Genomic DNA, 12,008 nt, shown 5'->3' on the forward strand with positions numbered 1-12,008 from the left:
CACGTGGTTTAAATTCATGCTTTTCAAATCCATGCTCTTTAAATCCACAGCTTTTTGACGGGTTTGCTGCCATAGGCCAAGTTGACCATGGCGCGAGTCACCATCAGAGCGGTGAACAGCGACGTCAAAATGCCGATAGAGAGCGTGACGGCGAACCCTTTCACCGGGCCGGAGCCAATCGAGAACAGGATAACGGCCACCAGCAGTGTGGTGATGTTAGCGTCGACGATGGAGGTGAAGGCGCGCTCATAGCCGGCTTGAATCGCTTGCTGAACCGACATGCCGTTACGCAGCTCTTCACGTATTCGTTCGAAAATCAGCACGTTGGCATCTACCGCCATGCCCAGTGTCAGTACGATACCGGCAATACCTGGCAGCGTCAGCGTGGCGCCCAGCATCGACATCACTGCGACCAACAGCGTTAAGTTCAGCGCCAGGGCAATATTGGCAAACACGCCAAACACCTTATAGCGCACCAGCATAAACAGCACGACCAGCAGCAAGCCAATCTGTACCGAGAGCAGGCCCCGCTCAATGTTTTCAGCGCCCAGGCTTGGCCCAATGGTGCGTTCTTGGACGAAGTAGATGGGAGCCGCAAGGGAGCCCGAACGCAGCAGCAACGCCAGCTCAGCGGCTTCTGTCGGCGAATCCAAACCGGTGATCCGGAAGCTGTTGCCAAGCGCACTCTGAATAGTGGCCAAACTGATCAGGCCGCGCTCAACGTAAGGCTCCCGCTCAATGGTCTCTTCGCCCGTTTCCGGGTCGACCACCACGGTGTCTTCACTCTTATGCTCGATGAACAGCACCGCCATATTGCGGCCGATATTGGTGCGTGTGGCGCGGTTCATTAGCGTGCCGCCGGTGCCGTCTAGATCAATATTGACCTGCGGGCGACCATTCTCATCAAAGCTGTTGCTGGCACTGGAGACGCTATCGCCGGTAATGATCACGTCGCGCATTAGCTCGGCAGAGCGCGAAGGCTCATTTCGGAAGGTGAGGGTTTCCGTTTCGTTATCCGGCGTATCGTTGCGCGCTTCCAGGCGGAATTCCAGGTTCGCCGTTGCGCCGACAATACGCTTGGCCGCCACGGTGTCCTGGATGCCCGGCAGCTCCACCACGATCTGGTTGGGGCCTTGGCGCTGCACCATGGGCTCCGCGACACCCAGTTCGTTGACCCGGTTGCGTAGGGTGGTCAAGTTCTGGTTGATCGCGTAATCCTGAATTTCGTTTACCGATTGATCGCTAAGCGTCATTACCAGCGTTGAAGCACGGCCATCGCCTTCACTGCTGTATTCAAACTCAGGAAAGTCACGGCTGATCAGGCTGCGGGCTGTATCGCGGTCTTCGGCGCTGGCAAAATCGATCGACAGCGTGCGCTCCTCGATATCGGTATTACGATAGCGAATCCGCTCGTCGCGTAGCAGCTCACGCATGGCGCTGGCGTTGACTTCCAGGCGCTGGGTAAGCGCGGCTTCCATATCCACTTCGAGCAGGAAGTGCACGCCACCGCGCAAATCAAGGCCCAGCGTCATGGGGGAAGCAGAGAATGCCTGTAGCCATTCTGGCGTTGCTTCGGCGAGGTTTAGCGCTACCGTCGCATCATCGCCTAAAAGGTCAGCGGCAATGTCGCGAGCAGGAAGTTGATCGTCATCGTGGCGTAAACGAATAAGCCACTGCCCGTTCTCTTCTTCGAGGGCTTTGATCTCAATATCGTGTTCGCTGAGCGCGGTTTCAACACGGTCTATCTGACGCGCATCCAGCGAGTCGCCTTGGGCGCTGCTAATTTGGATGGCGGGATCTTCGGGGAATAGATTGGGAAGCGAGTAGATAAGGCCAACCACCAGGACGACCAGTATCAGCAGATACTTCCACAGGGGGTAACGGTTGAGCATGCAAGCCCTGCCTTCAATTACAAACGGAATGCTGTGCACGGACACGCCGCGCACAGCAAAGTTCACCATCATTCATACCATGTCACCCCTGCCGGGGTGGCTGGCACTGGCTCGGCAGGGGTATTACAAGGTTTAGATGGACTTGATGGTGCCTTTAGGCAGTACGGCGGCAACGGCGTTCTTCTGCACGTTAACTTCGGTGCCTTCAGAGATCTCGATGGTCAGGAATTCGTCGCTCACCTTAGTGATACGACCTACCAAACCGCCGCCAATAACGATCTCATCGCCTTTGTCCAAGTTGGTGACCAGCTGCTTGTGCTGCTTGGCGCGCTTGGCTTGCGGGCGCCACAACAGGAAGTAGAAAATCAGCACGAAACCGACCAGCATGACGATTTGCGCAATACCACCGCCAGCAGCGGCTTCTTGGGCATGGGCTGGTGAGATGAAGAAATCCAGCATTGCAGAGAACTCCTGAGTTAGAAAAGCTTAGGTTTTTAGATGCTTGGTTTTTGAAAGCTTGGTTTTGAAAACATGGTTTTTAAAGCATAGTTTTTAAAACATAGCCAAACAGTTTAAACCACGCGCCAAGGCGCGTGGCGATTAATTCGTCAGGGCTGGCTTAGCGGAGGCACTGGCAAGCCACGCCGTGCATAGAAGCCTTCCACAAAGGTCGTCAATGTACCCGCTTCAATTGCCGCGCGCAAATCGGCCATCACACGCTGGTAGTAACGTAAGTTGTGGATGGTGTTGAGCATCGAGCCGAGCATTTCATTGCAGCGATCCAAATGGTGCAAGTAGCCCCGTGAGAAATTCTGGCAAGTATGGCAATCGCACTCTTCATCGAGCGGGCGGGTATCAAAACGGTGCTTGGCGTTACGAATTTTGACCGTGCCTTCCGAGGTGAACAGGTGGCCGTTACGCGCGTTGCGGGTGGGCATTACGCAATCGAACATATCCACACCCCGGCGCACGCCTTCCACCAGGTCTTCGGGTTTGCCGACGCCCATTAGGTAGCGAGGCATCTCATCCGGCATCCAGGTGGGCAGGTAGTCGAGCACCTTGATCATCTCTTCTTTCGGTTCGCCGACGGAAAGCCCGCCAATCGCCAAACCATCAAAGCCGATTTCCAGCAGCCCTTTGAGCGAGCGTTCGCGCAGCTCTGGGTGCATGCCGCCCTGGATAATGCCGAACAGCGCGGAAGGTGAATCGCCGTGGGCATCCCGCGAGCGTTTGGCCCAGCGCAGCGACAGCTCCATGGATTTCTCGGCTTCGTCAAACGTGGCCGGGTAGGGCGTGCACTCGTCAAAGATCATCACCACATCGGAGCCCAGCGAACGCTGAACCGCCATGGACTCTTCCGGGCCCATAAAGACTTTGCTGCCATCCACCGGCGAGCGGAAGTGCACGCCCTGCTCGGTGATCTTGCGCGTCTCACCGAGGGAGAAGACCTGAAAACCGCCGGAGTCGGTCAGAATCGGTTTGTCCCACTGGGCGAAGTCATGCAGGTCGCCGTGAGCTTCAATCACCTCGGTGCCAGGGCGCAGCCACAGGTGAAAGGTGTTGCCGAGGATGATTTCGGCGCCGATCTCTTTGACGGAATCGGGCGTCATGCCTTTCACCGTGCCGTAGGTGCCTACTGGCATAAACGCCGGGGTCTCCACTGTGCCACGGGGGAAGTGGAGGCGGCCACGGCGCGCACGGCCATCGTCGGCCAGGCGCTCAAAGCGCATAAAGCATTCGTTTCGCATATAAAGTAACTCGTTAATCTCGTTCGTTTGGCGCGACGGGTGCAGGGCAAGCGGGTCAACAATCAGCAGCAATACCTAGCGGGTCAACAGCATGGCGTCGCCATAGCTAAAAAACGCATAGCGCTCGGCCACTGCCCGTTGATAGGCGTGCATGATGGTGTCATAGCCCACGAAGGAGGACACCAGCATTAGCAGCGTCGATTCCGGTAGGTGGAAATTGGTAATTAAAGCATCCACGCAGCGCCACTGGTAACCGGGGTAGATGAAAATGTCGGTATCGCCACTATAAGGCGCGATCTGTCCGTCGCTACTTTTCATGCAGGCGCTTTCCAGGCAGCGCACGCTGGTGGTGCCCACTGCCACCACCCGCTTGCCTGCTGCCAGGGTCTCGCGCACTTGCTGGCAGGTAGCTTCCGTGACCTCAATCCACTCGCTGTGCATATGGTGTTCAAGGATGTTGTCGACGCGCACCGGCTGAAAAGTGCCCGCGCCCACATGCAGCGTCACAAAGGCACGGTTAATGCCTTTATCTGCAAGGGCGTCCAGCAGTGGCTGATCAAAATGCAGCCCGGCGGTCGGCGCCGCTACTGCACCATCACGCCGGGCATAGACGGTTTGGTAACGCTCACGGTCGCTGAGTTCGTCTTCCCGGGTAATATACGGTGGCAGTGGCATATGGCCGTGCTTTTCAAGCAGCGCGATCATCGGCGTATCGCCTAAAAAGCGCAGCTCGAACAGGGCATCACGGCGGCCTTCTACGATGGCGTGAATATCGCCCTCGAAAATCAGCTCGGTGCCGGGCTTCGGCGACTTACTCGAACGAATATGCGCCAAGCCACGGTGAGTATCCAGCGGGCGCTCCAGTAACATCTCCACTTTGCCGCCGCTGGCCTTATGGCCGTGCAGGCGCGCCGGAATCACCCGGGTGTCGTTAAACACCAACAGGTCGCCGGGCTCCAGAAGCTCAAGCAAATCGGGAAAGCGGCGGTGTTCCAGCGCGCCGCTCTGGCCATCCACGCACAGCAAACGGCAGTCGCTACGCTGTTCAGAAGGGTAGCGAGCAATTAATTCGTCGGGTAGTTCGTAATGAAAATCCGCGCGCTGCATGGCGTATAACTCTTAACGTTGATCAAACAGGCGGCATAGGATAGCGCTTTGGCTGCATAAAGTCAGTCAATGTGATTGACCTACCTCGACATTTACGTATAATGCGCAGCCATTGCCGGTGTGGCGGAATTGGTAGACGCAGCGGATTCAAAATCCGCCGCCTTTACGGGTGTGCCAGTTCGAGTCTGGCCACCGGCACCAACTTTAAAATCAGGCACTTAAGTGCCTTTTTTTGTGTCTGCAATTTGAGTTTTTCCCTCCTAAGTGCCCGAATGTGTCAACAAAGTGTCAGCGGAGAGTTCGGCGCTTACTTTCTCTCACTAGCCAAACGCTCAGCCGCGATCTGATGATAAAGACTCGCGAGTTCCGCACTTTTGGCATCTTCGTGCCAGCTAGCGGCGTAGGCTTGGGCGCGTTCGGCGAGCTGTTGGCGCAGGGTGTCATCGCTTAGCAGACGGTTGACCTTGGTGGCGAAGTTGTCGTGGTTATCCTCGGCGATTAGGCAGCCTTCTCCTTCTTTTAATACATCCAGCGTGCCCATCATGGCGGTGGAGACCACTGGCGTGCCTAGTGCCATCGCTTCCAGCAGTACCAGCCCCTGGGTTTCCGTGCGTGACGCAAATACAAAAACGTCGGCGGCGCGGTAGGCGGCTTGCAGCGGGCCGCTGCGGTTGAGATAGCCGAGGAACAGCACCGATTCTGCCACGCCAACTTCCTGGGCGCGCCGGACAAGCGAGTCATGGGCCGGGCCTTCGCCGGTAATGATAAGCCGGGTGTTGGGGTGTTCGGCTAATACCTTGGGCAGCATATCGATCAGAAAATCGATGTTCTTCTCAAAGGCGGCGCGGCCTACATAGAGCAGCAGGCGCGCATCTGTAGGCAGATCGTAATGAGCACGAAAGTCGCTATCATCCTGGGTTCCCTGAGAGTGGCAGAACGACTCCAGCGACAAACCGGTGGGAATGACCGTGGAGGGCGTGGTCACTCCATAGCGGGTAAGGGCTTCCTGCATTGCCCGTGAAGGAGCAACCAAAGCGTCGATCTGCTGGCACTGGTGCACTGAAAGCCGACGCGCGGCAAGTCGTAGCCAGCGTCGTGGAAGCCAACGGATATAGTGGTGAACATACTCCTCAAACAGGGTGTGGTAGGTCGCTACCACTGGAAGCCCAAGCCGACGCCCCAGCGCTACACCGGCATAGTGGGCGGTAAAGGGGGTGTGGACATGAATAAGGTCAAAGGCTTCAGCGGCAAGCTGCGGTGCCAGGGCGATCAAGTCCCGGTAGCGCATCATGCGATCCTCCGGGTCGCCGGGTACCTGGCGCGAGCGGATGCGCAATACGCCCGGTTCGTCCACTTGGCCCACAGGATAATCGGGGCAGATCAGCATGACCGAGTGGCCCAAACGCTCAAGGGCGCTGCGAAAACTGGCGATGGAGGTGGAAACACCATTAACGCGGGGGAAGTAGACATCCGAAATCATCAGTATCTTCATACCGCTCAACGGTGTCTCGGTCGTTGACGCCGCTGAGTGCAGCGTTAAAGTTGACGCTAGTCGTGCTTCGCGTTCAGCTTTACGCTGTAGGTGTAGGGCATTGCCGTTGGCTAATTGAGTTAGGGCCGCGACTTCCTGGTCACTGAGAGGAGAGTTGAGAGAGGGGCGTCGGCGCTGTGGCATGTTGTTTTGACTCTTGTGGCAGCTTACGAATAAGCTATCTTGAGTCCATGACTGGCGGATGACAGCCAGCGCGCTTAGATAAATACCGTGCACTTACCGGGAAGAGCGTTAGCCCACAGTTGGCTTCACTCTCGCTTTTTGTTACTTAGCCGTTTTATAGTGCTGGAATAGCATTCGATGTACAGACGGTACCCCACCATGGCCCATTTTGAGCTGCATAGCCGCAATTTAGCCCAAGAGCAGGTGGCCCATACCCACGACTTCCATCAACTTATTCTAGCTACCTGTGGTGTTACAGAGCTTTCGATGGAAGGTCAGGGGGAGCGGGTTACCGCCCGCCGCGGTTGTCTGATTCCGTCGTCGCGCCATCACGAGTACCAGGGTGATGGCAGCAACCGTACCTTAGTTCTGGATATACCCGTTGCCCAGTTAGCTTCGCTTGAGAAAGGCAGCGAGATTGAGCGCCTCTTCGATAAACCGCGTTTTTTCAGCGTCCCCCCCGCGTTAAACCAGCTTACCCACGCCCTGGCGAACCAGCTTGAACAGTGCCCCGCGCTACAGAATGAAATTGCGATTCTGCTGTTACGCGCGCTGACCATGTATTTGCATGACACCTCTTCCACAGCTGTTGGGCAGTTGGGCCAACACTGTATTAGCGAACGCCTGGATCTTGCGCGTCTGGATGCCTGGTTGGATCAGCATCTTGCCGATGAGATCCGTGTGGAGCAGTTAGCTGCTTTGTGTGCCTTGAGCCCAGGCCACTTTCACAGCTGCTTTCGCGAGCTGACTGGCGTAACGCCGCTGGCCTATGTACAGCGCAGGCGCTTAGAGCATGCCCGCACCTTGGTTCGCCATAGCACACTCAGCCTGGGGCATATCGCCATGCTGGTTGGCTTTCGCGATCAAGGCAGTTTTTCCCGCGCCTATCGGCGTTATTTCGAGCTTTCCCCTTCTTCAGATCGTTAGGCCCTCATCTGACCGCTAGCCCCTCGCCGAACCGTTAGTGATAAAATTTTCTTGCCTGCATGACTTGCGGGCAAATCTATCTCAGCTTCGGGCAAGTAATTTGCCTGCTAGCGCTTTAGTCTTTGACTAATCCCTTATATCAAGACCCTTTTTATCAGCAGCACCGCTTTCAAGGAGCAACACCATGGGCGTTACCTATCAAGACAGCAATGCACGTATGAGCCAAGTGGCGATTCACAACGGCACCGTTTACCTCGCAGGCCAGGTTCCTCCTGATGCCACGGCGGATATGCGCGGCCAAACCGAGCAGGTGCTTGCGCGTATCGATCAACTGCTAGCCCAAGCGGGCACCTCGAAAGAGCATTTGATTTCGGCGCAAATATGGGTCACCAGCATGGCGGAGTTCGACCAAATGAACGCTGCTTGGGACGCCTGGGTCGTGCCCGGTCGCTCACCTGTGCGTGCAGCGCTTGAAGCCCAGCTCGCCAAGCCCGAGTGGAAAGTGGAGATCATGGTGGTAGCCGCGCTGCCGGAGGCCTGATATGCGGGTTGTTTCTGCCGAAGAGGTCACTCGCCACCTAACGTGGGATGGCTTGATCAAGCGGCTACATACAACGTTCGTGAATGGCGTGGAGTCTCCTCCCCGCCATCACCATGCGATGCACCGGCCAGATGGCGAAGCCACCATGCTGCTAATGCCCGCCTGGGAAGCGGCGGGTTACATCGGCGTGAAAATGGTCAACGTGTTTCCGCAAAACGCCGACCACGGTATCCCGGCGATCTCTGGGCTCTACTTGCTCAGCGAGGGCAAGCACGGCCAGCCGCTGGCCTGTATCGATGGCAGCGAGCTAACCCGGCGTCGCACGGCGGCGGCCTCCGCGCTGGCCGCTCAAGCCTTGGCGAATGAAAACGCAGAAACGCTGGTGGTGGTGGGTACGGGCAAGTTGGCGCCTATGGTGATCGAGGCCCACGCCAGCGTACGCCCCATCAAACGTGTGCTGATCTGGGGCCGCAATCCCAGTAAAGCGGCGGCGATTGCCGACGAGTACGCCGAACGCTTCGAAACCCATGTGGTGGAGGAATTAGCGGATGCTGTCGCTGAGGCGGACATCATTAGCTGCGTAACGCTCTCCAATCAGCCGCTGATTAAAGGTGAGTGGCTAACGCCCGGCACTCACCTGGATCTGATCGGCGCGTTTCGACCACAGATGCGCGAAACCGATGCACTGTGTCTGCGTCGCTCAGAGGTATTTGTGGATACCTACGCCGGTGCCAAAGGCGAGGCGGGCGACATCCTGCAAGCCATTGAAGAGGGCGAATTCCAGTTCGACCAGATTCAGGCGGAGCTTGCTGAGGTGCTAGCAGGGACTAGATCGGGGCGCTCCGCACCGGATGCCATCACGCTATTCAAATCGGTAGGGGCTTCGCTGGAAGACCTGGCCGCTGCCATTGAAGTGTGGGAGTCGCTTCTCGAATAACCATAGCTTTTTCAGGAGACATAGTTTTTTCAACAGATATGGTTTTTACAACAAAAATAGTAATCACCACATCGTCACCGATCAGGTGGCAACGCCAGTCATAACGAAGACCGACTAATAAACAAAATGAGGTGTGTTATGAACGCAAAAAAATCAGTATTTTTCGCCGCCCTGGCGGCGCTCCCGTTGGCTATTGCCAGCGCCAATGCCCAAGCGCAATCCTATGAAATGGTGATCGCCACGCAGTTGCCAGAGGATATGAGCAATAACGAAATCTATCCGGCGCTGGTGCATTTCAAGAACCTGGTGGAGGCGCGAACCGACGGGGATCTTGAGGTCACGATCTTCGGCGGCGGCCAGCTAGGCTCCGAGGTGGAAAACGGCTCGGAAGTGCAGGGGGGACGAACGCTACAGTCGACGATTATGTCTGCCGGGGCGATGTCATCCTTCTACGAAGACTACCAAGTAGTCACGGCGCCTTTCCTGTTTACCAACTGGCGTCAGGCGTGGAGTTTCTTTGATAGTGAATGGTTCGCCGACTTTATGTCCGGCACCGTCGAAGCCGCTGATATGCGTTATTTGGGCACCTTCGACGATGGCGGTGGCTTCGTCGCCTTCACTAACAACGTGCGCTTGATTGAGACCGTCGAAGATTTAGAAGGCCTCAATATTCGTACTGAAGAGAACCCCGCCCACGTGGCGATCATGCGCTCGCTAGGCGCTTCGGCCACCCCGTTGCCCTGGGGCGAGCTAATCACCGCGCTGGAAACAGGTCTTGCCGATGGCCAGTTCAATGCGCCGGTGCTCAACACCACCTTCAACTTCGATGCGGTGACTGACTACACCACGCTCACCGGGCATGTGTATAACAGCGCCCCCTGGGTGGTTAGTGAGTCCTGGTACCAATCGCTGCCCGAAGAGCATCAGCAAGCGGTGATCAGCTCCGCCCGGGAAGCGATTCAACTGAGCCACGGCATGTCTGGCGCACTGGCTACCGCAAGTTGGGTGGAGTCCTGTGAACGCTTTGAAGAGTGCTACCTGATGCCCGACGCTGAGCGTGAGCGGATGGCGGAAATTGCCCGTCCCGCTTGGCAGGAGTGGATCGTCGATGACTTCGGCATGGACGAAGCCCGCGTACAGGGGCTGCTTGACGAAGTCGAGCGCGTCGGCCAGCAGTTGGCAGAAGACGACTACCGCATTTATGGCCAATAAAACCTAGGCCAATAAAGCTGGGTCAAAAAAACAAGGCCAATAACGGTTAGCGAACGATATACGCTGGGGCAATGTGAGGCCCCAGCGTGAGGAAAAACCATGGGCGTTTTAACTCCTTTGCGCCGCTTGAGCGATCTCGTCAATCAGGTGGCCATCGTGGTGTGTGTGGGCTGTATCCTGGCGATGCTGGGCATATCGTTCACTGCGTTTCTCTACAAGCTGATCACTGGCAGCACGCTTAGCTGGACCTACTCGCTGGCACGGCTGTTTCTGCCCTGGATCGGCTTTCTCTCCATGACGATTTCGCTGCGCTATGGCGAGCACGTCGCCATGACCCTGCTGGTTCGCAGCTTGCCCAGAGTAATGGTGCAAGTGGCTGCCGGGCTCTGCCTGGCGGTGATTGGCCTGTTTGCACTGATGCTGACATGGTACGGCTGGGATTACTTCGCCAGTGCCACCCAGGTTTACATGGTCTCTGATCAAATTCGTATTCCCAGCAAGGTGACCGCTATCGTGGTGCCTCTCAGTGGCGTCCTCATGCTGCTGCATCTGGTGCATGGCTTTGCCCTGCTGGAGCACTTCATTGATGAGCAGGACGTGATTAGCGAACTCATCGACACCTCTGACGGGGAGCACCGCTCATGACTCCTGCAATTATTGCGTTTGTCGTGCTGCTGTTTATCGGCGCGCCGGTAGCGGTGGTGATGGCCATGTCGGGGTTGGCGGGTGGTTTTGCCATCGGCGGCGAGCGCATGCTCGGCATCATTGCCGACCGCATGTTCTCCGGCGTCTCCGGCTTTCTGCTGATCGCCGTGCCCTACTTTATTTTTACCGCTGAGCTGATGAACCAGGGCGGGCTGACCCACAAGCTGATCGCCTTCAACAATGCGCTGTTTGGCCGGGTGCGCGGGTCACTCTCCCATGTGAATATCTCGGTCTCGGTGTTCTTTGCGGGACTCACCGGCGCGGCGGTCACCGATACCGTCGCCATCGGCAAGATCATGATTCCCGAGATGAAAAATCAGGGCTACGATGCCGAATACGCCGCTGCGGTTACCGCCTGTTCCTCCATCATCGGGCCGATTATTCCCCCAAGCGTGGTGATGGTGGTATACGCAACACTGCTGCGGGATATTTCGGTAATTGACCTGTTTGCCGGAGGCATTATTCCTGGCCTGTTGATGGCGCTGGCGCTGCTGGGCGTCAGCTTCTTCCTGGCCTGGAAGCGCAACTACCCGAAACAGGCTCCTACACCCTTTAAGGCGGCCATCATTGCACTGTTAGTCGCGCTGCCTGCCATGGTGGTGCCGCTGATTATTCTTGGGGGGATTCTCTCGGGGCTCACCACGATTACCGAAGCCTCGGGCTTTGCGGCGGTTTACGCCATCGTGATTGGCGTGGTCTTCTACCGTAATCTTACCTGGCGCAAAATTTGGGATGCGCTGGTGACCACGGTGCGCTTCTCCGGCGTGGTGTTTTTTCTACTGGCAACCTCGGCGGTATTGGGCTGGTTCGTCACCCGCTCGGGCATCGCCAGGGATGCGGCCAGCATGATCACCACTTTCAGCGATGCGGCCTTTGTGCAACTGATGCTGGTGTGTCTGCTACTCTTGGTGATTGGCACGGTGATGGATGTGCTGCCCGCACTGGTGGTGATTGCCCCGGTGTTGGTGCCAGCGATGATCCAGCTGGGCTTTGACCCGCTCCACTTCGCGATCCTGATGATCGTGGTGCTCAATATCTCCAACGTGACACCGCCAGTGGGGATGACGCTGATGACCGCCGCGCGAATAGCCGAGGTGCCTTATGAACGGGCAATCGTGGCATCGCTGCCGTTTTACGTGTCGTTCCTGGTGGTGATTGTGTTGCTGGCGGCGTTTCCGGCGCTCTCTACCTGGATTCCGTCACTGCTGTAATTTAGCTAAGGACT

General features: G+C 56.9%; 11 protein-coding genes and 1 tRNA gene. 7 read left to right on the top strand and 5 right to left on the bottom strand.

The features are described from left to right. Positions 1–38 precede the first annotated feature (38 nt). From secD to queA, 4 genes are all read right to left on the bottom strand, one after another. Positions 39–1,892, bottom strand: a complete 1,854-nt coding sequence (secD, locus tag RO22_RS03070) for a protein translocase subunit SecD (protein ID WP_027957422.1) — start codon at positions 1,890–1,892, stop codon at positions 39–41. 132 nt (positions 1,893–2,024) lie between these two features. After that, entirely contained in the window at positions 2,025–2,351 is a 327-nt protein-coding gene (gene yajC / locus RO22_RS03075) for a preprotein translocase subunit YajC (protein ID WP_007111584.1), read from the bottom strand. A gap of 149 nt (positions 2,352–2,500) precedes the next feature. Next, positions 2,501–3,622, bottom strand: a complete 1,122-nt coding sequence (gene tgt, locus RO22_RS03080; protein WP_027957421.1) for a tRNA guanosine(34) transglycosylase Tgt — start codon at positions 3,620–3,622, stop codon at positions 2,501–2,503. 93 nt (positions 3,623–3,715) lie between these two features. Beyond that, complete coding sequence (gene queA, locus RO22_RS03085; RefSeq protein WP_027957420.1) at positions 3,716–4,747, bottom strand: tRNA preQ1(34) S-adenosylmethionine ribosyltransferase-isomerase QueA; 1,032 nt, start codon at positions 4,745–4,747, stop codon at positions 3,716–3,718. 114 nt (positions 4,748–4,861) lie between these two features. Between queA and RO22_RS03090 the strand changes: the two genes are divergently transcribed. Beyond that, positions 4,862–4,948 (top strand) — tRNA-Leu (locus RO22_RS03090). Between the two features lie 106 nt (positions 4,949–5,054). Here RO22_RS03090 and RO22_RS03095 read toward each other — a convergent pair. Then, the gene (locus RO22_RS03095; protein ID WP_081742665.1) at positions 5,055–6,422 is read right to left on the bottom strand and encodes a glycosyltransferase; all 1,368 of its coding nucleotides are present in this window, start codon (positions 6,420–6,422) and stop codon (positions 5,055–5,057) included. 198 nt (positions 6,423–6,620) lie between these two features. Between RO22_RS03095 and RO22_RS03100 the strand changes: the two genes are divergently transcribed. The 6 genes from RO22_RS03100 to RO22_RS03125 all read left to right on the top strand — a co-directional run bounded on the left by RO22_RS03100 (position 6,621) and on the right by RO22_RS03125 (position 11,994). Next, positions 6,621–7,388 (top strand): helix-turn-helix transcriptional regulator, encoded by a 768-nt coding sequence (locus RO22_RS03100; protein ID WP_027957418.1) that lies wholly within the window; start codon positions 6,621–6,623, stop codon positions 7,386–7,388. Positions 7,389–7,572: 184 nt separating this feature from the next. Continuing rightward, positions 7,573–7,929: a RidA family protein gene (locus RO22_RS03105; RefSeq protein WP_041157567.1), complete on the top strand. Its 357-nt coding sequence runs from the start codon at positions 7,573–7,575 to the stop codon at positions 7,927–7,929. A 1-nt stretch (position 7,930) separates the two neighbouring features. Next, positions 7,931–8,866 (top strand): ornithine cyclodeaminase family protein, encoded by a 936-nt coding sequence (locus tag RO22_RS03110; RefSeq protein ID WP_041157568.1) that lies wholly within the window; start codon positions 7,931–7,933, stop codon positions 8,864–8,866. Positions 8,867–9,004: 138 nt separating this feature from the next. Then, positions 9,005–10,078: a TRAP transporter substrate-binding protein DctP gene (gene dctP / locus RO22_RS03115; RefSeq protein ID WP_027957416.1), complete on the top strand. Its 1,074-nt coding sequence runs from the start codon at positions 9,005–9,007 to the stop codon at positions 10,076–10,078. Positions 10,079–10,177: 99 nt separating this feature from the next. Continuing rightward, positions 10,178–10,723 carry a TRAP transporter small permease gene (locus RO22_RS03120; protein ID WP_027957415.1) on the top strand — a complete coding sequence of 182 codons (546 nt, stop codon included), beginning with the start codon at positions 10,178–10,180 and terminating at the stop codon, positions 10,721–10,723. Next, positions 10,720–11,994: a TRAP transporter large permease gene (locus RO22_RS03125; protein WP_041157569.1), complete on the top strand. Its 1,275-nt coding sequence runs from the start codon at positions 10,720–10,722 to the stop codon at positions 11,992–11,994. The genes RO22_RS03120 and RO22_RS03125 overlap by 4 nt, the downstream gene beginning before the upstream one ends. Positions 11,995–12,008 lie beyond the last annotated feature (14 nt).

This window comes from Halomonas sp. KHS3 (genome assembly GCF_000830495.1).
Lineage (GTDB): Bacteria > Pseudomonadota > Gammaproteobacteria > Pseudomonadales > Halomonadaceae > Vreelandella > Vreelandella titanicae.

Excerpts from the sequence above, each read along its gene's own strand:
- secD (WP_027957422.1), bottom strand. The coding sequence starts at position 1,892 with ATGCTCAACCGTTACCCCCTGTGGAAGTATCTGCTGATACTGGTCGTC.
- yajC (WP_007111584.1), bottom strand. The coding sequence starts at position 2,351 with ATGCTGGATTTCTTCATCTCACCAGCCCATGCCCAAGAAGCCGCTGCT.
- tgt (WP_027957421.1), bottom strand. The coding sequence starts at position 3,622 with ATGCGCTTTGAGCGCCTGGCCGACGATGGCCGTGCGCGCCGTGGCCGC.
- queA (WP_027957420.1), bottom strand. The coding sequence starts at position 4,747 with ATGCAGCGCGCGGATTTTCATTACGAACTACCCGACGAATTAATTGCT.
- RO22_RS03095 (WP_081742665.1), bottom strand. The coding sequence starts at position 6,422 with ATGCCACAGCGCCGACGCCCCTCTCTCAACTCTCCTCTCAGTGACCAG.
- RO22_RS03100 (WP_027957418.1), top strand. The coding sequence starts at position 6,621 with ATGGCCCATTTTGAGCTGCATAGCCGCAATTTAGCCCAAGAGCAGGTG.
- RO22_RS03105 (WP_041157567.1), top strand. The coding sequence starts at position 7,573 with ATGGGCGTTACCTATCAAGACAGCAATGCACGTATGAGCCAAGTGGCG.
- RO22_RS03110 (WP_041157568.1), top strand. The coding sequence starts at position 7,931 with ATGCGGGTTGTTTCTGCCGAAGAGGTCACTCGCCACCTAACGTGGGAT.
- dctP (WP_027957416.1), top strand. The coding sequence starts at position 9,005 with ATGAACGCAAAAAAATCAGTATTTTTCGCCGCCCTGGCGGCGCTCCCG.
- RO22_RS03120 (WP_027957415.1), top strand. The coding sequence starts at position 10,178 with ATGGGCGTTTTAACTCCTTTGCGCCGCTTGAGCGATCTCGTCAATCAG.
- RO22_RS03125 (WP_041157569.1), top strand. The coding sequence starts at position 10,720 with ATGACTCCTGCAATTATTGCGTTTGTCGTGCTGCTGTTTATCGGCGCG.